This is a genomic window from Cereibacter sp. Soil_C_27 (assembly GCF_057657095.1).
Genome location: NZ_JBDGJD010000005.1, coordinates 339,138 through 362,875 on the forward strand (window position 1 = coordinate 339,138; position 23,738 = coordinate 362,875).

21 protein-coding genes are annotated in these 23,738 nt (G+C 68.2%); 12 read left to right on the forward strand and 9 right to left on the reverse strand.

What is annotated here, in order from left to right; genetic code table 11:
• Window positions 1–127: 127 nt before the first annotated feature.
• The 4 genes from ftsZ (at window position 128) to recN (ending at window position 5,563) form a co-directional block, all read left to right on the forward strand.
• Window positions 128–1,768, forward strand: coding sequence for a cell division protein FtsZ (gene ftsZ / locus AC3A5Z_RS19095; protein WP_487520892.1), 1,641 nt, complete (start codon window positions 128–130; stop codon window positions 1,766–1,768).
• Window positions 1,769–1,996: 228 nt separating this feature from the next.
• Window positions 1,997–2,917 (forward strand): UDP-3-O-acyl-N-acetylglucosamine deacetylase, encoded by a 921-nt coding sequence (gene lpxC, locus AC3A5Z_RS19100; RefSeq protein ID WP_487520893.1) that lies wholly within the window; start codon window positions 1,997–1,999, stop codon window positions 2,915–2,917.
• Between the two features lie 117 nt (window positions 2,918–3,034).
• A complete protein-coding gene (locus AC3A5Z_RS19105; RefSeq protein WP_487520894.1) occupies window positions 3,035–3,877 on the forward strand; it encodes an outer membrane protein assembly factor BamD in 843 nt (280 codons plus the stop codon).
• 42 nt (window positions 3,878–3,919) lie between these two features.
• Window positions 3,920–5,563 carry a DNA repair protein RecN gene (recN, locus tag AC3A5Z_RS19110; RefSeq protein WP_487520895.1) on the forward strand — a complete coding sequence of 548 codons (1,644 nt, stop codon included), beginning with the start codon at window positions 3,920–3,922 and terminating at the stop codon, window positions 5,561–5,563.
• Here the strand turns inward: recN and AC3A5Z_RS19115 are convergent.
• From AC3A5Z_RS19115 to AC3A5Z_RS19135, 5 genes are all read right to left on the reverse strand, one after another.
• Entirely contained in the window at window positions 5,560–5,943 is a 384-nt protein-coding gene (locus tag AC3A5Z_RS19115; RefSeq protein ID WP_487520896.1) for an SgcJ/EcaC family oxidoreductase, read from the reverse strand. The two genes, recN and AC3A5Z_RS19115, sit on opposite strands and share 4 nt — an antisense overlap.
• On the reverse strand, window positions 5,940–7,304 hold the full coding sequence (locus AC3A5Z_RS19120) for an FAD-binding oxidoreductase (RefSeq protein WP_487520897.1): 1,365 nt from the start codon (window positions 7,302–7,304) through the stop codon (window positions 5,940–5,942). Before AC3A5Z_RS19120 ends, AC3A5Z_RS19115 begins: the two co-directional genes overlap by 4 nt.
• A 32-nt stretch (window positions 7,305–7,336) precedes the next feature.
• The gene (locus tag AC3A5Z_RS19125) at window positions 7,337–7,996 is read right to left on the reverse strand and encodes a DUF1638 domain-containing protein (protein WP_487520898.1); all 660 of its coding nucleotides are present in this window, start codon (window positions 7,994–7,996) and stop codon (window positions 7,337–7,339) included.
• Window positions 7,993–8,142, reverse strand: a complete 150-nt coding sequence (locus tag AC3A5Z_RS19130; RefSeq protein ID WP_487520899.1) for a hypothetical protein — start codon at window positions 8,140–8,142, stop codon at window positions 7,993–7,995. Before AC3A5Z_RS19130 ends, AC3A5Z_RS19125 begins: the two co-directional genes overlap by 4 nt.
• A 108-nt stretch (window positions 8,143–8,250) precedes the next feature.
• Window positions 8,251–8,952: a corrinoid protein gene (locus AC3A5Z_RS19135; RefSeq protein WP_487520900.1), complete on the reverse strand. Its 702-nt coding sequence runs from the start codon at window positions 8,950–8,952 to the stop codon at window positions 8,251–8,253.
• 154 nt (window positions 8,953–9,106) lie between these two features.
• On the opposite strand from AC3A5Z_RS19135, the gene AC3A5Z_RS19140 reads away from it, so the two are divergent.
• Complete coding sequence (locus tag AC3A5Z_RS19140; protein ID WP_487520901.1) at window positions 9,107–10,192, forward strand: PA0069 family radical SAM protein; 1,086 nt, start codon at window positions 9,107–9,109, stop codon at window positions 10,190–10,192.
• Window positions 10,193–10,367: 175 nt separating this feature from the next.
• On the opposite strand, the gene bmt is transcribed toward AC3A5Z_RS19140, so the two are convergent.
• The 3 genes from bmt to AC3A5Z_RS19155 all read right to left on the reverse strand — a co-directional run bounded on the left by bmt (window position 10,368) and on the right by AC3A5Z_RS19155 (window position 13,788).
• Entirely contained in the window at window positions 10,368–11,375 is a 1,008-nt protein-coding gene (gene bmt, locus AC3A5Z_RS19145) for a betaine--homocysteine S-methyltransferase (protein WP_487520902.1), read from the reverse strand.
• 92 nt (window positions 11,376–11,467) lie between these two features.
• On the reverse strand, window positions 11,468–13,351 hold the full coding sequence (locus AC3A5Z_RS19150; protein ID WP_487520903.1) for a phosphatidylglycerol lysyltransferase domain-containing protein: 1,884 nt from the start codon (window positions 13,349–13,351) through the stop codon (window positions 11,468–11,470).
• A 122-nt stretch (window positions 13,352–13,473) separates the two neighbouring features.
• The gene (locus AC3A5Z_RS19155; protein WP_487520904.1) at window positions 13,474–13,788 is read right to left on the reverse strand and encodes a DUF1476 domain-containing protein; all 315 of its coding nucleotides are present in this window, start codon (window positions 13,786–13,788) and stop codon (window positions 13,474–13,476) included.
• Between the two features lie 211 nt (window positions 13,789–13,999).
• On the opposite strand from AC3A5Z_RS19155, the gene AC3A5Z_RS19160 reads away from it, so the two are divergent.
• From AC3A5Z_RS19160 to AC3A5Z_RS19185, 6 genes are all read left to right on the forward strand, one after another.
• Entirely contained in the window at window positions 14,000–14,761 is a 762-nt protein-coding gene (locus AC3A5Z_RS19160; protein ID WP_487520905.1) for a phosphoribosylaminoimidazolesuccinocarboxamide synthase, read from the forward strand.
• 11 nt (window positions 14,762–14,772) lie between these two features.
• Complete coding sequence (gene purS, locus AC3A5Z_RS19165) at window positions 14,773–15,012, forward strand: phosphoribosylformylglycinamidine synthase subunit PurS (RefSeq protein ID WP_107663044.1); 240 nt, start codon at window positions 14,773–14,775, stop codon at window positions 15,010–15,012.
• A 416-nt stretch (window positions 15,013–15,428) separates the two neighbouring features.
• Window positions 15,429–16,097, forward strand: coding sequence for a phosphoribosylformylglycinamidine synthase subunit PurQ (purQ, locus tag AC3A5Z_RS19170; protein WP_487520906.1), 669 nt, complete (start codon window positions 15,429–15,431; stop codon window positions 16,095–16,097).
• Window positions 16,098–16,144: 47 nt separating this feature from the next.
• Window positions 16,145–17,908, forward strand: a complete 1,764-nt coding sequence (locus AC3A5Z_RS19175) for a sensor histidine kinase (protein ID WP_487520970.1) — start codon at window positions 16,145–16,147, stop codon at window positions 17,906–17,908.
• Window positions 17,909–17,915: 7 nt separating this feature from the next.
• Entirely contained in the window at window positions 17,916–19,244 is a 1,329-nt protein-coding gene (locus AC3A5Z_RS19180; protein WP_487520907.1) for a sigma-54-dependent transcriptional regulator, read from the forward strand.
• Window positions 19,245–19,790: 546 nt separating this feature from the next.
• A complete protein-coding gene (locus tag AC3A5Z_RS19185; RefSeq protein ID WP_487520908.1) occupies window positions 19,791–22,511 on the forward strand; it encodes an Rne/Rng family ribonuclease in 2,721 nt (906 codons plus the stop codon).
• Window positions 22,512–22,582: 71 nt separating this feature from the next.
• On the opposite strand, the gene AC3A5Z_RS19190 is transcribed toward AC3A5Z_RS19185, so the two are convergent.
• Window positions 22,583–22,816 carry a sulfurtransferase TusA family protein gene (locus AC3A5Z_RS19190; protein WP_487520909.1) on the reverse strand — a complete coding sequence of 78 codons (234 nt, stop codon included), beginning with the start codon at window positions 22,814–22,816 and terminating at the stop codon, window positions 22,583–22,585.
• A gap of 156 nt (window positions 22,817–22,972) precedes the next feature.
• Here AC3A5Z_RS19190 and AC3A5Z_RS19195 point away from each other — a divergent pair, with 156 nt between their 5' ends.
• A complete protein-coding gene (locus tag AC3A5Z_RS19195) occupies window positions 22,973–23,725 on the forward strand; it encodes a cytochrome c biogenesis CcdA family protein (protein WP_487520910.1) in 753 nt (250 codons plus the stop codon).
• Window positions 23,726–23,738: the final 13 nt, after the last annotated feature.

The window sequence follows — 23,738 nt, forward strand, 5'->3', positions numbered from 1 at the left end:
CCCATATTTTGTGGGCACCTGATGTTTTTTCGTGACGTTTCCGGCGTGTCCAGATAAACTTCGAGGTAATGCGGGAAAGGCGCTTCCTGAATGCGCCGCGGGACAACAAAAAGCAGGCGGATTGGCAATGGCACTCAACCTTATGATGAATACGCAGCGCGAAGAATTGAAGCCGCGCATCACGGTTTTCGGCGTCGGTGGTGCCGGCGGCAACGCTGTGAACAACATGATCGAGCAGAACCTTGAGGGCGTGGAGTTCGTCGTTGCGAACACCGACGCGCAGGCGCTGCAGCAGAGCCATGCCACCAACAAGATCCAGATGGGCCTCAAGGTCACCGAAGGTCTGGGCGCCGGTGCGCGCCCCTCGGTCGGCGCCGCCGCCGCCGAAGAGACCATCGAGGAGATCGTCGACCATCTCGCGGGCGCCCACATGTGCTTCATCACCGCCGGCATGGGCGGCGGCACCGGCACCGGCGCCGCCCCGATCATCGCGCAGGCTGCCCGCGAGCTGGGCGTGCTGACCGTCGGCGTCGTGACCAAGCCCTTCCAGTTCGAGGGCAACAAGCGCATGAAACAGGCCGAGGATGGCATCGACGCCCTCCAGAAGGTCGTCGACACGCTCATCATCATCCCGAACCAGAACCTGTTCCGTCTGGCCAACGAGCGCACCACCTTCACCGAAGCCTTCGCCATGGCCGATGACGTGCTCTATCAGGGCGTCAAGGGCGTGACCGACCTCATGGTGCGTCCGGGTCTCATCAACCTCGACTTCGCCGACGTCCGCGCCGTGATGGACGAGATGGGCAAGGCCATGATGGGCACCGGCGAAGCCTCGGGCGAGGACCGCGCGGTTCAGGCTGCCGAGAAGGCGATCGCCAACCCGCTGCTCGACGAGATCTCGCTGCACGGCGCCAAGGGCGTGCTCATCAACATCACCGGCGGCTACGACCTCACGCTGTTCGAACTCGACGAGGCCGCGAACATCATCCGCGAGAAGGTCGATCCGGACGCCAACATCATCGTCGGCTCGACGCTCGACACCTCGATGGAAGGCATGATCCGCGTCTCCGTCGTGGCGACCGGCATCGATGCCGCCAAACCCGCCGTCGAGGCGCCGGTGACCCGCCGCTCGATGGCCGCGCCGCTGCCCGCGACCTTCACCGCGCCCGAGCCGGTGACCGAGCGTCCGCTGCCGCGCCGCGAAGCGCCGCGCCCGGCCGCTGCCGAAGCCCCCGCGCCGATGCAGGCCCCGGTGCAGCAATCCGCGCCGAGCCTCTTCGACACGCAGGAAGACACCGGCAGCGAGGACTACGCCGAGGAGCAGGGCTACGAGGAGGCCTCCGACGGTCTGCCGCCGCCGGCCTACCGTCCGCAGCCGGCGCCGCAGCCCCGCACCGCTGCCGCGCATGACAACGACGCCGCCGCCTTCGTGGCGCCGCGTCCGCGCAGCCCCGGCCAACCCTCGCCCGAGGCTCTGGCCCGCCTGCAGGCTGTGGTGAACAAGTCGCCCAACCGCCAGCCGCTCGCGCCGCAGCAGGCCCGTCCCGCCGCAGCCCCGCAGCAGGCGCAGCGCCCGGTCGCGGAAAAGCGGTTCGGCATCGGCTCGCTGATCAACCGCATGGCCGGCCATGCCGAGCCGCAACCCGAGCGGGCGCAGCCGAGCACCCGTCAGCAGCCGCCGGTGACGGCCTATGACGACGAGCCGGAGCTGAGCGCGGATCAGGAGCGGATCGAGATTCCGGCTTTCCTGCGCCGTCAGGCCAACTGAGCGCAATCACATTGTCGATGAAAAGGGCCCGGGCGACCGGGCCCTTTTTTGTTGCGCGATCAATGCCTTGAGGGGCGATCTGCGACATGCTGCCCATGTGTCGCCCCTCTGTTACAAGCGGTCACAAAGAGTGAGTTGAGATAAATCTTCACGCCCCTTACCTCTCCAGCAAGGCAGGACCACCTGTCGGCAGCAACCGGCGTCCATGAACCGGGAAAGGGTCTGAACGTGCAAAGCACCTTGAAATCCGCAGCGTCCTTCTCTGGGGTCGGTCTCCATTCCGGCGCCCCTGTCCACATGGTCGTCAAACCCGCCTCCGCCGATTACGGCATCTGGTTCCGCCGCACCGACATCACCCGCGGCGACGCGCTGATCCCGGCGCGCTGGGATGCTGTGGTGCCGTCCAAGCTCTGCACGCTTATCGCCAACACCTCCGGCGCGACCGTCTCGACCATCGAGCATGTGATGGCGGCCCTCGCCGGCTGCGGCATCCACAACGCCCTGATCGAGATCGACGGCCCCGAAGTTCCGATCCTCGACGGTTCCGCCGTGCCCTTCGTGCAGACCTTCCTCGCCCGCGGCCTCCGTGCGCAGGCCGAGCCTGTCCGCGCCATCCGCATCCTCGAGACCGTCGAAGTACGCGAAGGCGAGGCCGTGGCGCGGCTCGAGCCCTCGGACATGCTCGAGATCGACTTCGCCATCGACTTCGAGGAAGCTGCCATCGGCCGTCAGGCCAAGCACCTCAGCATGGCCAATGGCGCCTTCGTGCGCGAGCTCTGCGACAGCCGCACCTTCTGCCGCCAGTCCGACGTGGACGCGATGCAGGCCAACGGCCTCGCCCTGGGCGGCACCTTTGAGAATGCCGTCGTCTTCGACGGCGACCGGATTCTCTCGCCCGGCGGCCTGCGCCATGCCGACGAGCCGGTGCGCCACAAGATGCTCGACGCGCTCGGCGACCTTTCGCTCGCCGGCGCCCCCATCCTTGGCCGCTACACCGGCATCCGCTCCGGCCATGCGATGACCAACCGGCTGCTCCGCGCGCTCTTTGCCCGGCGCGAAGCCTTCCGCATGGTGGATTGCGGCCTGATGATGGGCTGCAAGCTGCCTGGCGTCGGTGTCCACCGCTCCGATATTCCCGCGCTTTCCTGAAGTCTCGCGCGCCGATAAAGGCGTTTTGCGCCCCGGATTTTTCTGTGCTAGGACACAGGGAAAGCGCCACAGGGCACGGCTCTCGGGTGGCAGAGGCAAGTCAGAGGTAAGCGGAACATGGCAGGCGGAAAGTCAGGCGCGCGATGGCTCGGCACGGCGCTGCTGGTGGCCACGCTTGCAGGCTGTGGCGGCGGCACCAAGGACGAGGCGCCTCTGGACAGCTTCACCGCCGAACAGATCTACCAGAAGGGCGAATTCGCGCTCGAGGCCGAGACCAAGCCCGACGCCGCGATCCGCTATTTCTCCGAGGTGGAGCGCCTCTACCCCTATTCGCAATGGGCCAAGCGCGCGCTCATCATGCAGGCCTTCAGCTATCACAAGGCCCAGAAATACGAAGACGCCCGCGGCGCCGCCCAGCGTTACCTCGATTTCTACCCGGGCGACGAGGATGCGGCCTATGCGCAGTATCTTCTGGCGCTGTCCTATTACGACCAGATCGACGAGGTCGGCCGCGATCAGGGCCTGACCTTCCAGGCGCTGCAGGGCATGCGCACCGTGATCGAACAATATCCCGACAGCGAATACGCGCGCTCGGCCATCCTGAAGTTCGACCTCGCCTTCGACCATCTCGCGGCGAAGGAGATGGAGATCGGGCGCTTCTATCTCAAGCGCGGCAATTACACCGCGGCGATCAACCGCTTCCGCACCGTGGTGCAGGATTTCCAGACCACCACGCACACCGCCGAGGCGCTGCACCGGCTGGTCGAATCCTACCTCGCCCTGGGCCTCACCGACGAGGCGCAGACCGCCGGCGCAATTCTCGGCTACAACTACCAGTCCAGCCCCTTCTACGACGACAGCTACCGCCTGCTGACCGGGCGCGGGCTGAGCATGGAAGCCAAGGGCGACAGCTGGCTCAGCCAGGTTTATCGTCAGGTGATCCGCGGCGAATGGCTGTAACGACGGGACGGAGCGCCGACGCGCATCCGACGGGGGCAATCCGTGCTGCGTTCGCTTGATATCCGCGACATGCTGATCATCGATCGGCTCTCGCTCGCCTTCCAGCCCGGGCTCAACGTGCTCACCGGCGAGACCGGGGCCGGCAAGTCGATCCTGCTCGACTCGCTCGGCTTCGTGCTGGGCTGGCGGGGCAGGGCGGAGCTGGTCCGTTCGGGCGCCGAACAGGGCGAGGTCATCGCCGTCTTCGACCTGCCGCCGGGCCATGCCGCCCGCGCCGTGCTGGAAGACGCCGGGATCGAGGCCGAGGACGAGCTGATCCTGCGCCGGGTGAACTACACCGATGGCCGCAAGACCGCTTGGGTCAACGACCGCCGTGTCTCGGGCGAGGTGCTGCGCCTCCTCTCCGACGCGCTGGTGGAACTGCACGGCCAGCATGACGACCGCGGCCTCCTGAACCCGCGCGGCCATCGCCAGATGCTCGACGTTTTCGCCGGGCTCGACCTTTCGACCTCGCGCCAGGCCTGGACGGCGCTCGCCGCCGCCCGCAAGGCACTGACCGAGGCCGAGGCGGCGCTGGCCGTGGTCAAAGCCGAGGAGGACTTCCTGCGTCACGCCGTGGCCGAGCTCGACAAGCTCGACCCGCAGCCCGGCGAGGAGGCGCTGCTCGACGCCCGCCGCCGCGCCATGCAGGGGGCCGAGCGCATCCGCGACGATATCGCCCGCGCCCATCGCGCCCTGTCGCAGGAGGGCGCCGAGACCCTGCTGATCGACTCGGTCCGCTGGCTCGAAGCCGCTTCCGACCGCGCCGAAGGCCGTCTCGAGGCGCCGCTCGCCGCCCTCGGCCGCGCGCTGATCGAACTCGGCGAGGCGCAGGAGGGCGTCGAAACCTGCCTTGCCGCGCTCGATTTCGATCCGACCGAACTCGAACATCTCGAGGAACGGCTCTTCGCCATCCGCGCGCTGGCCCGCAAGCATTCCGTGCTTCCCGACGAGCTCGGCAATTTCGCCGACGACCTGCGCGCCCGGCTCGGCGCGCTCGACGGCGGCGAGCGTCACCTGACCGATCTCGCCCGCGCCGTGACCGAGGCACAGGCCCGCTACGATGCCGAAGCCGCCGCCCTGACCACCGCCCGGCGCGAGGCCGCGCAGCGGCTCGATACCGCGATGGCCGCCGAACTGGCCCCCCTGAAGATGGAACGCGCCGTCTTCGCCACCGAGATCACCGCGGGCGATGCGGGCCCCGAGGGCCGCGATGCCGTGGCCTTCACCGTGGCCACCAACCCCGGCGCCCCGGCAGGCCCCTTGAACCGCATCGCCTCGGGCGGCGAGCTTTCGCGCTTCCTTCTGGCGCTGAAGGTCTGCCTCACCGGCGACACGCCCGGCCTGACGCTGATCTTCGACGAGATCGACCGCGGGGTAGGGGGCGCCACCGCCGATGCCGTGGGCCGCAGGCTCAAGGCGCTGGCGGGCACGGCGCAGGTGCTTGTGGTGACCCACTCGCCGCAGGTGGCCGCCCTTGGCGCGCATCACTGGCGTGTCGAGAAGCGGGTGCAGGACGAGATGACCACCTCCACCGTCACCCCGCTCGACAAGCCCTCGCGGGTGGAAGAGATCGCGCGGATGCTCGCGGGCGACACCGTCACGGATGCCGCGCGCAAGGCGGCGCGGGTGCTGCTCGCAGGCTAGCCTTCGACGGCGGTGAACTGCACGTTCAGCGCCTCCCAGTTCCGCCCGCGCGCCACCATCACCGCCGTCAGCACCGTGGCGATCCGCCCCGACTCGCGGCCCTCCTCGTCGACGATGCCCGACAGCACGTAGCGCTGGTGCAGAAGCGCCGCCTCGGCCCCGAGGGGCCGCAGCTGCATCCGCCCCGTCACCAGCCGCGAACGCACGCAGGCCCCCGCCATCTCGGCCCGCAGCCCTGTGGCAATCGCCCGCCGCCCCTCGCACCAGAGCCCGGTGATCGTCAGCATCGAGCCGTCCACGGCCAGCATCATCGCCAGCCCATCCGCCTCGCGCGCGGCCCAATGGGCGGCGAAGAGCCGGGGAAAATCTTCGGGGATCACGCTTGCGGAACCAGCTTGCCGGGGTTGAGGATGCCGCGCGGGTCGAGCGCCCGCTTGATCTCGCCCATCACCTGCCAGCCTTCGCCATGCTCCGCCGCCATGTAGCCGAGCTTGCCGAAGCCGATGCCATGCTCGCCCGTCACCGTCCCGCCAAGCGCCAGCGCCCGCTCGGCCATCCGGCCCGACAGTCGCTTGGCTTCGGCCAGCTCCGCCTCGCTCTCGGGATCGACCAGCAGGATCGCGTGGAAATTGCCGTCGCCGACATGGCCCAGAATCGGCCCCGGCACGATGCTCCCGGCCAGATCCGCCTGCGTCTCCTCCACCGCCTGCGCCAGTTTCGAGATCGGCACGCAGACATCCGTCACCCAGCCCTTCGCCCCGGGCCGCGAGGCGAGGCACGCGCGATAGGCGTTGTGCCGCATCTTCCACAGCCGCGCCCGGTCCTCGGTCTGCGCCGCCCACTGAAACCCGAGGCTCCCCAGATCGCCCGCAATCTCGCCGAACCGCGCCGCCTCCTCGGCCACACCCGAGGCCGAGCCGTGGAACTCCACCATCAGATGCGGCAAAAGCGGCATCTCCACCCCGGCGAAGGCATTGCAGGCCGCCACCGAGGCCGCATCGAGAAACTCGATCCGCGCCATGGCAATCCCGCTCTGGATCGTGGCGATCACGCAATCCACCGCCGCCCCCATGTCGGGAAAGGCGCAGACCGCCGCCGACACCGCCTCCGGCTGCCCCTGCAACCGCAGCGTCAGCTCGGTGATCAGCCCCAGCGTCCCCTCGCTGCCCACGAACAGCGCCGTCAGATCATAGCCCGCCGAGGATTTCGGCGCCGCCGTCCCGGTGCGGATCACCCGCCCGTCGGCCATCACCACCTCCAGCCCCAGCACATTGTCCCGCATCGTGCCGTAGCGCACCGCCGTCGTCCCCGAGGCCCGCGTCGCCGCCATCCCGCCAAGGCTCGCATTCGCCCCGGGATCGACCGGAAAGAACAGCCCCGTATCCCGCAGCGCCAGATTCAGCGCCTCCCGCGTGATCCCCGGCTGCACCACCGCCAGCATGTCCTCCGGCTGCACCCGCAGCACCCGGTCCATCCGGCCGAAATCCACCGTCACCCCGCCCCGCAGCGCCAGCGCATGCCCCTCGAGCGAGGTGCCGGCCCCCCAGCCGATCACCGGCACATCCTCCGAAGCGCAGGCCGCCAAGATCGCAGCCACCTCCGCCGTGGTCTCGGGAAAAGCCACCGCATCCGGCAGCCCGGCGCCCAGATGGGTCTCGCTCTGCGCATGTTCCGCCCGCACCGGCCCCGAGAGGCTCAGCCGTTCGCCCAGAAGTTGCCGTAGACTGTCCAGTGCCATCATCTGCCCTCCGGGATCGACGCCGAAGCTCTAGGTCATTCCGCGGGCCCGGAAAACCCCCCGGCAACACCCGCCAGCACCGGCGCCAGATCGCCATAGCCGGTGAAGCGCCGCTCATAGGCCAGCCCCAGCCGTGCCGCACAGTCCGCGGCCTTCAGATCCAGCGCCGCATCCTCGGTCTGCGCCTGATAGACGAGCTTGGTGTAATTGCCGAAATACATGTCGCGCAGCTCGGGGTGCCGGTCGAGCCCCATCGGCCGCCAGACGAAGGCATCGAACTGCCGCACGAGGAAATCGGTGAGGTAGAAGGCGGTGAACTCGCGCTCCGCGCCTTCGGCGAAGGCCGCATTGCCTTCGAAAAACGAATAGCAATGCGGGCCTTCCACCATGCCCACTCCCAATTCCTTGCACTTTTCCAACAAGGCGCCGCCCGTGCCGCAATCGGCATAGACCACGAAGACCTCGTCGTAATCCGCCCGCCGCTCGGCCACCGCCTCCTCCACCGCCGCGACGATCCGGTCGGGCCAGAGATGCAGCTTGGCCGGCAGGCATTGCAGATCCAGATGCTCCCAGCCATTCGCCCGCTTCAGCGCGAGGATCTCATGCGCCAGCGCGCCGCAGGCGATCAGCAGCACCCGCCCGGCGCGGGCAGGGGCCAGCCCCTCCTCGGTCAGGATCCGGTCATCCAGCCTCATCGCCACAGCCTCACGACCACGGCGGCCAGCAGCGCCACCACCCCGAAAGCGGCCATCGGCAGGCCCGCGGCGCTCACCGCCGCCACCGTCAGCGCGGCGGCGCCGATCACCGCGCAGAGAAGCATCGCATAGGTCTTGGGCGGCATGGCAGATCTCCTTCCCCCAAAGATGCATACCCGGCGCAGGCTTTCCAACCCCGGGCATGAAAAAGCCCCGGCGCGAGCCGGGGCCTCTCCGTGCCGAAAAAACCCCTGTCAGCCGTTCAGCTGGTTGTGCTTGCGCGCCACATAGACCTTGGCCGTCTCCACCGCCACGGCGGCATCGCGGCAATAGGCGTCGGCGCCGATCGCCTTGCCGAACTCCTCGTTCAACGGCGCGCCGCCGACCAGCACGATGTAGTCGTCGCGCATGCCCTTTTCCTTCAGCGTGTCGATCACGACCTTCATGTAGGGCATGGTCGTGGTCAGCAGCGCCGACATGCCGAGGATGTCGGGCTGTTCGCGCTCCAGCGCCTCGACGTATTTCTCGACCGAGTTGTTGATCCCGAGATCCAGCACCTCGAAACCGGCGCCTTCCATCATCATTGCGACGAGGTTCTTGCCGATGTCGTGGATGTCGCCCTTCACCGTGCCGATCACCATCTTGCCCATGCGCGGCGCGCCGGTCTCGACCAGCAGCGGCTTCAGGATGAACATCCCGGCCTTCATCGCATTGGCTGCCAGCAGCACTTCCGGCACGAAGAGGATGCCGTCGCGGAAGTCGGCGCCGACGATGGTCATGCCCGCGACCAGCGCCTTGGTCAGCACGTCATAGGGCGTCCAGCCGCGCGCGATCAGCAGGTTGACGCCTTCCTCGATCTCCTCCTTCATCCCGTCGTAGAGGTCGTCATGCATCTGCAGGACAAGCTCGTCGTCGGAAAGCTCGGAAAGGATGATCTCGTCGTTGTCGTCAGCCATGGCGGGCTCCTGCGGGTATGGGTCTGGACTTGCATGGGGCGAAAGCGGGGCGGGCACTATTCGGATTGCGACACGGCGCAGGTGAAAGCCGACGCGGCCCTGTCGGCCCCGGATTTCCTTGCCTGATGTTCCTGCTCCGTTCTATACTGGGCCGATGAAGAAAGACGAAACCCTGCTGCCCGGCCAGCGCCTGCGCGCCCGGGGTGCCTCGGGCAATGCCTCGGGCCGGTTCGAGCCGCAGGCCCGCGTCGCGCATCACGACGGCTGGGACCTGCCGGAGGAGGAGCGCCTCTTGCGCACCGAGGTCCGGCTGGAGCGGCCGCGTTCGGCGCTCAGCTACAACCGCTCGCCGGATCTGCCCTTCGACCGCTCGGTGAACCCCTATCGCGGCTGCGAACATGGCTGCATCTACTGCTTCGCCCGTCCGAGCCACGCCTATCTCAACCTTTCGCCCGGTCTTGATTTCGAGACCCGGCTGATCGCCCGCCCCGGCATCGGCGCGGTGCTCGACCGCGAGCTGCGCGCCAAGGGATACGAGGTCGCGACCATCGCGCTCGGCACCAACACCGACCCCTATCAGCCGATCGAGACTGAGCATCGGGTGATGCGCGAGGTGCTCGAGGTGCTCTCGGCCTTCAACCACCCGACCGCCATCACCACCAAGGGCACGCTGATCGAGCGCGATCTCGACATCCTTGCCCCGATGGCGGCGCAGGGCCTCGTCCGCGTCGGCCTGTCGATCACCACGCTCGACCCAGGGTTGTCGCGCAGGCTCGAGCCGCGGGCGCCGCTGCCGGCCCGCCGCCTCGCCGCGATCCGTCGCCTGACCGAGGCCGGCATCCCGGTGCGCGTCATGGTCGCTCCGGTGATCCCCGGCCTCACCGATCCCGAGCTCGACGCCATCCTCGCCGCGGCCGCCGAGGCGGGGGCCTCTGCCGCCAGCTGGATCATGCTGCGCCTGCCGCTCGAGGTCTCGCCGCTGTTCCAGGACTGGCTCTCCGAACATGCGCCCGACCGCGCCGCCAAGGTGATGGCCCGGGTGCGGGAGGTGCATGGCGGCCGCGATTACGACCCGGCCTGGGGCAAGCGGATGCGCGGCGAGGGCCAGTGGTCCACACTCATCGACCAGCGCTTCAGACTGGCGCTGGCCCGCACCGGCCTCAGCCAGCCGCAACTGCCGCTGCGCTGCGACCTCTTCCGCCCGCCGCCCCGCGCCGGAGACCAGCTTTCGCTGTTTTGACCCCTGTCCAAGGCTCATGCGAAAAGATTGGCAAAAGATTGACGCCAACGCGATTTCCGTTGCTTATCAGCGGCTTGCGCGGATTTTCACGCGTGAAAACCCTTATTTTCTGTCGAAAAATATCCTCGGGGGTGGGGTCCGGGGAGGGGGCAGACAGCCCCCTCCCCGTCGTCCGTCACCCGCGCCGACGCTTCCGCACCGGCCCGCCCGCATCGTCCCCGGTCCCGTCCGTGGCCGAGGAAAAGCCCCCCATCGCTTGCGACACCGTCTCCAGCGAGGGCCGCGCTCCTCGGGGCCGGGTTTCCAGCGCCTCGCGCATCGCCTTCAGATGCTCCGGCATGGTTCCGCAGCACCCGCCGATGATCTTCGCCCCGGCATCCCGCGCCAGCACCGCGTAATCGGCCATCAGCGCCGGGGTGCCGTCGTAATGGATGTGCCCGTCGTGATACTTCGGAATGCCCGCATTCCCCTTGGCGATGATCGGCCGCTCCGTCCCCTGCGCCGAGAACCCGAGCACGGTCCGCAGCAGGTCCGAGGCCCCGACGCCGCAATTCGCCCCGAAAGCGAGCGGCGGGTTCGGCAGTTTCTCCACCAGATCGACCAGCGAGGCCGAGGTGATCCCCATCATCGTCCGCCCCGCGGTGTCGAAGCTCATCGTCCCGCACCAGGGCATGTCGGCCAGTCGCGCCGCCTCCGCCGCCGCGCGGAACTCCTCCGCCGCCGAGATCGTCTCGATCCAGAGAACATCCGCCCCGCCGGCCTTCAGCCCCTCGGCCTGCTCGTGGAACATCTCCACCGCCCGGGCATGGGTCAGGCTGCCCATCGGCTCGAAGATGTCGCCCGTCGGCCCGACCGAGCCCGCCACCACCACCGTCCGCCCCGAGGCGTCAGCAATCTCGCGTCCCAAGGCCGCCGCGACCCTGTTCAGCTCATGCACCCGGCCTTCCGCCCCGTGCAGCTTCAACCGGCTCGCGTTGCCGCCGAAGCTGTTGGTCAGGAAGATGTCCGATCCGGCCTCGACCGCGCTGCGGTAGAGCGCGCGGATATTGTCGGGTTGGTCGATGTTCCACAGCTCCGGCGGCTCGCCCGAGGAAAGGCCCATGTTGAACAGGTTGGTTCCGGTCGCGCCATCGGCCATCAGCCAGTCGCGGGTGGACAGGAGGCGGGACAGCGCGTCGGTCATCATATCCTCATCGGTCAGAACTCGGGGGCCGCTGACAGCGGCTGTTCTCCAAGCTCTGCCATGCGGGGCGGGCTGGCGCAAACGCATATTCTTCATGATCGTCTTGCGACGGGGGTCGGTTCTCTTTCGTTTTTGCGCGGGGGCGGGCGCGGCGCGTGGATCTCGCGGGCGATCTCCACCCCCGCCAGCAGCAGCGCCGCGCGCGAGGGGGCGGCAAGGTAGAGCCGGTCCCATTGCGGCGCGAAGCCCGCCTTGAACTGCTCCAGCCCGCGCTTCTCCAGCCCCAGAAGCCGATGCGCCTGCCGCGCCACCGGGCCGGGCATCGCCAGCGGCAGCGGCACCGCGGCAAGCGAGAGCCGCCCGATGCCCACGGCGGCCGCCTCGGCGATGGCATGGACGATCAGCGCCTGCATCGTGCCATCCGGCGCCGAGGCAGAGTGGCGCATCAGGTCGAGCGCCCATTCGCCACCACCCCTGCGCCCCGGCCCCTCGTGGAAGCTGACAAAACTCAGCAGCCGCGCGCCCTCCCGCGCCAGATAGACCCGCTGCCCCGCCACATAGTCCGGGCACCAGCGCCCCATAGAAAAGCCGCGCTCGCCGCCATGGCCCCGGGCCCATTCCTCGGCGACGTGCTGCATCTCGTCGAGCGGCAGCGCGGCGGCGCGTTCGATTCGCACTCCGGCAGCCTTGCGCAGCTTGCGCCGCAACCCGGCGAGGCCGGGCCGCTCAAGCCGGAAGTCGCCGGGCACCAGCCAGGCCTCTCGCGCCACGGGCAGCACGGAAAAGCCCGCGCGGCGCGCCATGACGGCGGTGCGGGCGCTGCATTTGTAGAGACAGGGTAGCCGCGCTTCGGCCCCTGCCTGAGCGATGAGGGCGGGCAAAGCGGCCTCGTCGGGGCGGAAGGGATCGAGCAGCGCGACCAGCAGATGCGGTGTCCCGCCTGCGAGCCATTCCGTCTCGCCGACCTGGAGCCGCGACAGCCTGCCCTGTCGCGCCAGCCCGGCTTCGGCGGGGCCGTGGCTTGCCGGAGGCAGCGGCAGAGCCCGGGGTGCGGGCCGCGCTCCGCGAGCAAAGGCAGCGGCGCCGAGCAGCGCGGGCAGGGCGTAGTAGACCCCGCGCCAGGCGAGCACCGCCGCCAGCAAAGGCGCCTCGGGCGCGGTGGGCAGAAGCACAAGCAGCGTCATCTCGAAGGCGCCGACCCCGCCGGGTGTGCCCGAGACCAGCCCCGCGCCGAGCGCCAGCAGGAAGGCAGGCAGGAAGGCCGCGAGGGGCGGTGCCGCCCCCGGCGGGCAGAGCAGCCAGAGCGCGCCCCCCGCCGCCAGCGTGTCCAGGGCGGCCAGCGACAGCAGCGCGCCCAGCGTCAGCCCGTTCGGCCAGCGCAGTGGCTTGCCGCGGAACGACAGGCGCGGCGCGGCGAGGCTGGTCAAAGCAAAGCCCGCGCCGCCGAGCGTGACGGCGATGGCCTCGGCCCGGAAGGGGGCGCCGGGCAGGGCCAGAAGCACCAGCGCCGTCACCATCGCCCAGCCGCCGAGGAAGGAGAGCGCCACGAGGGCCGAGAGGCGCGACGCCTCCCACAAGGTCGTGTCGCGCAGCATCCGCCAGCGCACCAGCCCGCCGGTGACGATGCCTAGGCCGAGGGTCTGGCTGACGGCGATGGCTGCCATGCCCGCCCGCCGCGCCGCCCCCGGGTCGGCGCCGGTGCCGAGATGGCGGTGCAGCACCAGATCGTAGCGTCCGACGGCATGGAAGCTGAGCCCGGTGAGGGCGAGGGCCGCAAGCCACTGCCAGGTCTCGACCGCCGCGAAAGCCGCGCGCACGGCGGCGAGGTCGAGACTGTCGAGCCGGAGTTGCAGCAGCCGGAGCAGGAGCCCCGCCAGCAGCAGCGACACCGCAGCCCGCGCCAGGATGCGCGAGACCGAACTGCGCAAGCCCCGATCGCGCGATGCCCCGGCGATCACGCCTGCCTGTTCTGCCATGCCCTTCTCCCTCTTGCCCGGGGCGAGGGTAGGGGGAGGAGGTGGACAGGGCCTTAACGGCTAAAATGCCGCAGAAAGCAAAAGGCCGCCCGAAGGCGGCCCTCGTTCGATCTGCGGCAGGCTCAGGCCTCGTCCATCAGCTGCGCCTTGGCAACGGGCAGCATCTCGGCGAGCTTGGCGCGGATCGTGTCGGCCCCGGCCTTGTCGCCCAGATCGGCCGCGATCTTGCGCACGACATCCTCGGTGCCCGGCTCCTGGAAGTCGGCCTGGACCACGCTCATCGCATAGCTTTCGGCGTCATCGCCGGATTTGCCGAGCAGCCCGGCGGCCCAGAGGCCGACCAGCTTGTTGCGCCGGGCCTCGGCGCGGAACTGCATGTCGGCGTCATGGGCGAATTTCGTCTCGAATGCGCGTTCGCGGTCTTCGAAGGTCGTCATGGCAGGAGCCTCCCTGGTTCTACCTCTGGTCCGACATATGCCCTCCCGTCCGGGCGCTCGCAAGGGCCTGCGCCGCCGCATCGCCGCGGGTCTGCGGGCGGGGGCGGGCATGTCGACGCCTTGCGACAGGGCACGGCTTGGCTTATAGGCCTTCACAACTTGAACGGGGTGCCATTGCGCGCGCCCGTTTCGTCGTTCGATCGGAGAGTTCATGGCACGGCGCAAGAAGGTCTACGAAGGCAAGGCCAAGATCCTCTACGAAGGGCCGGAGCCGGGCACGCTGATCCAGTACTTCAAGGACGACGGTCTCGCGGGGGCGACGCCGCCGCAGGCGATGGTCGAGGGCAAGGGCGTGCTGAACAACCGCCTGTCGGAGTTCTTCATGGCGGGGCTGAACGGCATCGGGGTGCCCACGCATTTCATCCGCCGGCTGAACATGCGCGAGCAGCTGGTGCGGATGGCCGAGATCATCCCGCTGGAAGTGGTGGTGCGCAACTATTCCGCCGGCGAGATCGCGACCCGGCTGGGGATCCCGGAGGGGACGGCGCTGCCGCGGCCGATCGTCGAATATTACTTCAAGGACGACAAGCTCGGCAATCCGATGGTGGCCGAGGAGCATGTCATCGCCTTCGGCTGGGCCAGCCAGCAGGATCTGGACGATATCGTGGCTCTGGCGCTCCGGGTGAACGATTTCCTGTCGGGCGTGATGATGGGGGTGGGCATCCGGCTCGCCGACTTCCGGCTGGAGGTCGGGCGGATCTGGGAAGGCGACTTCATGCGGCTGATCGTGGCCGACGAGATCTCGCCGGACAGCTGCCGCCTGTGGGACACCCGCGGGCTGGAGGCGCCGGACCGGGAAGGGCTGGCGCGCGAGCCGGGGCCCTTGGCCGACGTCTATACCGAACTTGCCCGGCGTCTGGGGGTGCTGCCCTCGAACGTCACCCATACAACCAAGCCCACGCTGATCAACTGAGAGGTCGTCCGATGAAAGCCCGCGTCCATGTCATGCTGAAGGATGGTGTTCTCGATCCGCAGGGCGAGGCGGTGAAACACGCGCTGGGAACGCTCGGCTTCGCCGGTGTCGAAGGCGTGCGGCAGGGCAAGGTGATCGAGCTCGATCTGGCCGCCGGCGACCGGGCGGCGGCGGAGGCCGAGGTGCGGGCGATGTGCGAGAAGCTGCTCGCCAATACGGTGATCGAGAAGTATTCGGTCGAGATCGTCTGATTTTCACACGTGAAAATCGGGGTAAGTTTTTGGATTTGTTGTGAGTTTTTGGTTGCGTTAGGGGTTTGTTAGGTGTTTGCGCGAGGGTGCGCGATGAATGCGCACCCTACGGGTTCGGCGTGGGGGGGTGCCCTTACCGTGCGCGAGAGGTGGGGTGGAACCCCACCCTACGAGATGGACGCCCCGCCGGGGGTGACGCGCCGGAGCGCAGGGTGGGGTTTTGCCCCCCAGTGCGCGGCGGGTGGGGTGGAACCCCACCCTACGGGGACGCGTCTGCGGCGGCTCCCCCCCAAAAGACATTCGGCCAAGGTGAGAGAACCGGCGTGGGGGGACGTTTTGCGTTGTTTCTTGGGCTGGAGTTGGCTGCGGGATCGCGGTATGAGGCGGCATTCCCCCTGTCCCTTGCGGAGAGCGCCATGAAAGCCGCCGTCATCACCTTTCCCGGGTCCAATTGCGACCGCGATCTGGCCGTGGCCTTCGAGGCGGCGGGTGCCGAGGTGGTGCGGGTCTGGCACAAGGACACCAGCCTGCCGGAGGGCGTCGACGTCGTCGGCATCCCGGGCGGCTTTTCCTTCGGCGACTACCTGCGCTGCGGCGCCATCGCGGCGCGCTCGCCCATCGCATCGGCGGTGGCCGCCCATGCGGCGCGCGGTGGCTTCGTGCTGGGGATCTGCAACGGCTTTCAGGTGCTGACCGAGACCGGGCTGCTGCCGGGGGCGCTGATGCGCAATGCCGGGCTGAAGTTCATCTGCAAGACGGTGGAGCTCGAGGTTGCCACGGCTGACAGCGCCTTCACCGAAGGCTGGACAAAGGGGGCGGTGATCCGCTTTCCGGTGGCGCATCACGACGGCAATTACACGGCGGATGCCGAGACGCTGGCGCGGCTCAAGGGCGAGGACCGGGTGGCCTTCCGCTACCGGGCCAACCCGAACGGCGCGATGGACGACATTGCCGGTGTCCTGTCCGAGAACCGCCGGGTGCTGGGGCTGATGCCGCATCCCGAGCGGGTGGTGGAGGCGGTGCAGGGCGGCAGCGACGGCATGGGGCTGTTCCGCTCGCTGCTGGGCAGAATGGCGCTTGCCTGAGCGTCTGCGGCTTGTTGTGACAGGGCCCTGCGCGTAACTTGCGCGGCATGGATGGGGCGTTCCACAGTGACGAGACGAACGAGGCCGCGCCGGGGATCTCCTGGCGGGTGCGGCTGACCATCACCGCGCTGGTGCTGGTGGCCATTGCCGTCGTGCTGGTGACGAACCGCTGGATGAGCGAGCGTTTCACCGAGACCACGCGCAACCGTTCCGAAGTCAGGCTCGCGCTTTATTCGGGCAACATGCTGAGCGAATTGCAGCGCACCTCGGTGGTGCCCCTGCTGCTGGCGCGCGACCCGGCGCTGATCGGGGCGCTCGGCTCGGGCGATTTCTCGGCCACCTCGCAGCGGCTGATCTCGTTCCAGACCGAGATCGGCGCGGCCTCGATCCTGCTTCTGGACAAGGACGGGCGGACGGTGGGGGCGACGAACCGCAACCTGCTGGGCACGTCACATCGGCCCGCCCCCTATTTCGTCGATGCGCAGCGCACCAAGGAAACGGTGTTCTCCTCGGCGCAGCGCGAGGAGGGGATGTTCGACTTCACCTATTCCCGCGCGGTGCTGTCCGACAACCGGGTGATCGGGGTGATCGTCGTCGCGGTCGATCTGATGAAATACGAGCGCGCCTGGGCCGGGCTGCAGGATGCCGTTCTGGTGACCGACAGCCAGGGCGTGGTGATCCTTGCCACCGAGCCGCGCTGGCGCGGGCTGACCATCGACGAGGCGCTGGCGGTGCGCGATGCGCCCTCGGCGATCCGGCGGGCGCTGCAGGTGACCGCCGACTGGGCGCAGACCCCGCCCGACGCCTATCTCAAGGGCGAGGCGGTGATGAAGACCGAGGCGCGGGTGCCGTTCCGCGGCTGGCGCATCGTCACCTTCACCGCCTATGATTCCGTGCGCGAGCGGGTGAACGGCATCCTTGCGCTGGAGATCATGGGTTTTGCCATCCTGCTTGCTCTGGCTTTTTATCTTTTGTCCCGGCGGGCTTGGTCGCAAAGCATGTCCTTTCAGCGGGAATCGGCGGAACTTCGCCTTCTCAACGCGCGTTTGCAGCGGGAGATCGCCGAGCGGGAGAAGGTACAGAAGGATCTGGCCGTGGCTGAGCTGACGCTGGCACAATCCTCGAAGCTCGCAGCCCTGGGCGAGATGTCGGCCGCGGTGAGCCATGAGTTGAACCAGCCCCTCGCGGCGATGAAGACCTATCTGGCGGGGGCGCGGCTTCTGCTGCAACGGCGGCGGCCGGACGAGGCGATGAGCTCGTTCCAGCGGATCGACGATCTGATCGAGCGGATGGGGGCGATCACGCGGCAGCTGAAAAGCTATGCGCGCAAGGGCGGCGAGGCTTTCGAGCCGGTGGATGTGCGGCTCTGCGTTTCGGCGGCGCTGTCGATGATGGAGCCGCAGCTGAAGGTCCGGGTGGTGCGCATCACCCGCACGCTGCCGCGCCAGCCGGTCATGGTGATGGCCGACCGGCTGCGGCTGGAGCAGGTGATCATCAACCTGCTGCGCAATGCGCTCGATGCAACCAAGACGGTAGCCGCCCCGCAGATCGATATCCTTCTGTCTGCAGGCGAGACCGCGACGCTGACCGTGCGGGACAATGGTCAGGGAATCAGCGATCTCGACAACCTGTTCGAGCCTTTCTACACCACCAAGAAGCCCGGCGAGGGGGTGGGGCTGGGCCTCGCGATTTCGTCAGGCATCGTGACTGATCTCGGCGGTCGGCTGACGGCGCGGAATGCGGATGGCGGCGGGGCTGTATTCGAGGTTCAGCTGCCCATATTGGGCAAGGAAGTGGCAGCAGCCGAGTGAGGATTCTATGGCCCGTGCGATGAAGGTGGCGATCGTTGATGACGAAGCCGACATGCGGCAGTCGATCAGCCAGTGGCTGGCTTTGTCCGGTTTCGACACCGAGACCTATGCGAGTGCGGAAGAGGCCCTGAAGGGGATCGGCGCGGAATTTCCCGGCGTCGTGGTGAGCGATATCAAGATGCCGGGGATGGACGGGATGTCCTTCCTGAAGCGGCTGATGAGCATGGATTCGGGCCTGCCGGTGATCCTGATCACCGGGCATGGCGATGTGCCGATGGCGGTCGAGGCGATGCGCGTCGGGGCCTATGACTTCTTGGAGAAGCCGTTCAACCCCGACCGGATGACCGAGCTCGCCAAGCGCGCCACCCAGGCGCGGCGGCTGACGCTGGACAATCGCGCTTTGCGGCGCGAGCTGTCGGATGGCACCGTGCTGATGAAGAAGCTGATCGGATCGTCGCCGGTGATGGAGCGGCTGCGCGAGGATATCCTCGACCTCGGGCAGGCCGACAGCCATGTGCTGATCGACGGCGAGACCGGGACCGGCAAGACGCTGGTGGCCCATGCGCTGCATGCGGTGGGGGCACGGGCGGGGCGGAAGTTCGTCACGATTTCGTGTGCGGCCTGGGGCGAGGACCAGCTTTCGGCCAAGCTGTTCGGCCCGTCGGAGGAGGGCACGCTGCCTCTGGTCGAGGAGGCGCGGGGCGGGACGCTCTGCCTCGAGGACATCGAGGCGCTGAGCCATCCGCTGCAATCGCGGCTCTTGACGCTGATCAACGAGCAGGGCACGCCGCCCGAGACGCGGATCATCGCGATCTGCAACGAGCACGCGCCGGATACGACGCTGGAGAACGTGCTGCGCTCGGATCTCTATTACCGTCTCGGGGCGATGACGATCGTGCTGCCGCCGCTCAGGACGCGGGGCGAGGATATCCTGACGCTCTTCACCCGGATGTCCGAGCAGTTCGCCGAGGAATACGGCTGCGAGGCGCCGCAGGTGACGGCACAGGAGGCGGCGCAGCTGTTGCAGGCGCCCTGGCCGGGCAATGTGCGGCAGCTGGTGAATATCGCCGAACGCGCCGTGCTGCAGAACCGGCGCGGCTCGGGCTCGATCGCGTCGCTGCTGATGGCCGACAACGAGGCCTCGGGTCCGGCGCTGACCACCGAGGGCAAGCCGTTGAAGGACTATGTGGAAGCCTTCGAGCGGATGCTGATCGACAACACGATGCGCCGCCACAAGGGCAGCATCGTCGGCGTCATGGAAGAGCTGTGCCTGCCGCGCCGGACGCTGAACGAAAAGATGGCGAAATACGGGCTGAGCCGGGGCGATTACGTCTGAGCGTCAGCGCGCGTGTGATGGGGAAGGGGGCGGCCGGATTGGCTGCCCCTTTTGCCATTTCCGGACATCGGAGCGTGCATCCCCGGGTCTTCGGGGACAACCGCAGGTAAGCCTGACCCCTTGACCCGGGTTCCCGTCGCCGGAAAATAGACCATTGTCTTTTGCCCACCCGTGCCGCTAATGTCGCACTACGCGGATATTTCGTCCTTCGGACATCTTCCCGCGCATCAGTTTCGCTGCCGTGCGCGCAGACCGGGCGACCAGCCCGAAAGCGTTGACCCGTGCAGATCGTCAGGCCGAAAGGCCTCCAGTTTGCCCGCCAAGTCCTTGACGCAACGGGCTTTTCAAATGGATGCCACACGGCGTCCGGGATAGAACCGCGATGAGCCGCGCCAGATTGACGGGAAGACGCGCGAGGGGCCCGATGGGCACCGCGCCGCTTTGCCCGCAGCGCAGCCCCGCCCGAACAAGCCGCCACGTTCACTTGGACCGACCAGCCGGAGCTTGCTCCGGCCCGGTGCGATTGTCCGGGCGCCATGGATTCCAATGGTCAAGAAAATGCTTATCGATGCCACCCACGCTGAGGAGACTCGGGTCGTGGTGGTCGACGGAAACAAGGTCGAGGAATTCGACTTCGAGACCGTCAACAAACGGCAGATTGCCGGAAACATCTATCTCGCCAAGGTAACGCGGGTCGAGCCCTCGCTGCAGGCGGCCTTCGTCGATTACGGCGGCAACCGGCACGGCTTCCTCGCCTTCGCCGAGATCCACCCGGACTACTACCAGATCCCCGTCGCCGACCGGAAGGCGCTGCTCGAGGAAGAGCGCGCCTACAACCGGGCCGAGGATGAGGAGGACAGCCGTCCGCGCCGCAAGCCGCGCCCGGCGCCGCGCGCCGAGGCCGTGCAGAGCGGCGACGCCGTGCAGAGCGGCGACGCCGTGCAGACCGGCGAGGCTGGCGCGACCGGCGAAGTCGGCGGCATGGATGTCGTCGATCTGGGCGAAGAGACCGGCGCCGACGCGCTGTTCCTGTCCAAGCGCAGCGAAGAGATGCCGCAGCCCGAAGCGGAAGAGGCCGAGAAGCCCTACCGCGCGATGGACCATGCCTCGGACACCGATGACGAGATCGAATCCGTCGCCGAAGAGGATGTGGCCGAAGAGATCCGCGCCCCGCGCAAGCCGCGCGCCCGGCGCTACAAGATCCAGGAAGTCGTCAAGGTCCGGCAGATCATGCTGGTGCAGGTGGTGAAGGAAGAGCGCGGCAACAAGGGTGCCGCCCTGACCACCTATCTGAGCCTTGCCGGCCGCTATTGCGTGCTGATGCCGAACACGGCGCGGGGCGGCGGGATTTCCCGCAAGATCACCCAGGCTGCCGACCGCAAGAAGCTGAAGGAGATCGCCTCGGAGATCGAAGTGCCGGAAGGCGCGGGGCTGATCATCCGCACGGCGGGCGCCAAGCGCACGAAGCCGGAGATCCGGCGTGACTACGAATACCTGATGCGGCTCTGGGAGCAGGTGCGCGAGCTCACGCTCAAGTCCATCGCCCCGGCGCCGATCTACGAAGAAGGCGACCTGATCAAGCGGTCGATCCGCGATCTCTACAACCGCGAGATCGAGGAGGTTCTGGTCGAGGGCGAGGCGGGCTATCGCACCGCCAAGGACTTCATGCGGATGATCATGCCGGCGCATGCGCGGCAGGTGATGCGCTATGATGAGCCGATGCCGCTCTTCGCGCGCTATCAGGTGGAAAGCTATCTCGGCGGCATGTTCAACCCGACGGTGCAGCTGAAATCGGGCGGTTACATCGTGATCGGCGTCACCGAGGCGCTGGTGGCGATCGACGTGAACTCCGGCCGGGCGACCAAGGAAGGCTCCATCGAGGAGACCGCGCTGAAGACCAACCTGGAGGCCGCCGAAGAGGTGGCGCGCCAGCTGCGTCTGCGCGACCTCGCCGGGCTGATCGTCATCGACTTCATCGACATGGAAGAGCGCAAGAACAACGCCGCCGTCGAGAAGCGCCTGAAGGACAAGCTGAAGACCGACCGCGCCCGCATCCAGGTGGGCCGCATCTCGGGCTTCGGCCTGATGGAGATGAGCCGCCAGCGGCTGCGTCCGGGGATGCTTGAATCGACGACCCAGCCCTGCGCGCATTGCCATGGCACCGGGCTGATCCGGTCCGACGATTCGCTGGCGCTGCAGGTGCTGCGGCAGCTGGAGGAAGAGGGCACGCGGAAACGCTCGCTCGAGGTGCTGCTGCGCGCCCCGGTGGCGGTGGTGAACTTCCTGATGAACCAGAAGCGCGAGCATATCGCGCTGATCGAGGCCCGCTATGGCATGGCGGTGCGGATCGAGGCCGATCCGTCGCTGGTCAGCCCGGATTATGTGATCGAGAAGTTCAAGACCGCGACGCGCGTCGTGCCGAAGGCGGTCTCGGTGATCTCGGGCAATGCCGATCTGATGGGCGCGCCGGTGGACGAGGACGAGGACGACTACGTCGAGGAGGAGATCGACGAGGTCGAGGAGGCGGAAGAGGTCGCGGAAGCGGCGCCTGCCGCTCCGGCTGCCGAAGCCTCGGGCGAGGGATCGCCGAAGAAGAAGCGCCGCCGTCGTCGTCGTCGTCGCAATGGCGCCGGGCCGAATGGCGAGAGCGCGGAGCAGGATGCCTCCGATCAGGATGGCGATGACGAGGGCGAGGACGACGGCGAGACCGATGCCGCTGCGGACGGAACGGTTGAGGCCGAAGTGGTGGCGGAAGCCGCTGCCGCGCTGCCGGTGACGGAAGCGGTCGAGCCCGCGGCGCAGCCCGAGCCGGTGGCCGAGGCCGAGCCCGAGGCGCCGAAGAAGCGCACCCGCAGCCGGACGCGCACGCCGAAGGCGGCGGCTCCGGTCGAGGCGCCTGCCGCGGATTCGGTGGTTGCCGAGCCGGTGGCTGCCGAAGCGGATGAGCCGGTGAAGGCCAAGCCGAAGCCGAAGCCGCGCACCCGCAAGCCCAAGGCGGCCCCGGTCGAGCCGCAGATGGCCGACCTGCCGGTTTCGGACCCGGTGGCGGTGGAAGCTCCGGCCGAGGCGCAGGCTCCGGCGGGGACCGAGGCTCCGGCTCCGGTGGCCGAAGCTCCGGTGGCCGAGGCGGCGCCCGAGGCACCGGCTGAAGCTCCGGCTCCGGCTCCGGCTCCGGCTCCCGAAGCCGAGGCTCCGGCTGAGGCTGCCGATGCCGAGGAAGAGACGCCGAAGCCCAAGCGCAGGGGCTGGTGGTCGCTGGGCCGCTGAGGCGCAGCGCATAACGATCGGAAAAACCCGGCCTCTGGCCGGGTTTTTTCATCTGGAAGCGGTGGGAAGGATCAGCCGCGGCGGATCAGGTAGCGGCTGACGGGGCCGTCGCGCTCGGTGGCAAGCAGGCTGTGGCCGCCTTCGGCGCAGAAATGCGGCAGGTCGATCGCGGCCATCGGATCGGTGGCGCTGATCCGCAGCACGGCACCCGGGTCCATCGCCGCCAGCCGCTTTCTCGCGCGCAGCACCGGGAGCGGGCAGAGCAGCCCCTCGCAATCCAGATCCTCGTCGAATGCCTGTGCCATGCGGCGCGGCGTAGCGAAGCCGTCGCGGCTTGTCCAGCGGTCGCGGGGCCGCAGCCCGGCCCGTCCCTCGAGACGTCCCCGGCACGTCAATGTGACATCGGAAACCCGTGACGCGGCGCGAGGATTTGGCTAGGACGGTCCGGAAGGGGAAAGCGCATGTTCGGATTGGATCTTATCGACGCCGGTCTCTTGCCCGCGATGCTGATCGCGCTGGTGGCGGGGGTGCTGTCGTTCCTCAGCCCCTGCGTGCTGCCGATCGTGCCGCCCTATCTCGCCTATATGGGCGGGATCAGCATGGGCGAGCTTTCGGGCAGCACCGCCGAGCGGCGCAGCCCGCTGCTGGCGGCGATGTTCTTCGTCTTGGGTCTGTCGACGGTCTTCCTGTTCCTCGGTTTCACCGCCTCGGCCTTCGGCGCCTTCTTCCTGTCGAATGCGGATCTGTTCAGCACGCTGGCCGGGATCATCGTCATGGTGTTCGGCGCGCATTTCGTCGGCGTCTACCGCATCCCCTTCCTCGACCGCGAGGTGCGGATCGATGCGGGCGACCGCGGCGGCTCGGCCTTCGGCGCCTATATCCTCGGCCTCGCCTTCGCCTTCGGCTGGACGCCCTGCATCGGCCCGCAACTGGGCGCGATCCTGTCGCTGGCGGCGTCGGAGGCCAGCATCGCCCGCGGCACCACGCTGCTCGCGGTCTATGCGCTAGGGCTCGGCATTCCCTTCCTGCTGGTCGCCGCCTTCTTCCCGCGGCTGACCGGGGTGATGGGCTGGATGAAGCGGCACATGGAGAGGATCGAGCGGATCATGGGGCTGCTGCTCTGGACCATCGGGCTTCTGATGCTGACGGGTGGGTTCTCGAGCTTCTCCTACTGGCTGCTGGAGACCTTCCCGGCCCTCGCGGCGCTGGGGTAGGGTCGGGAAAACA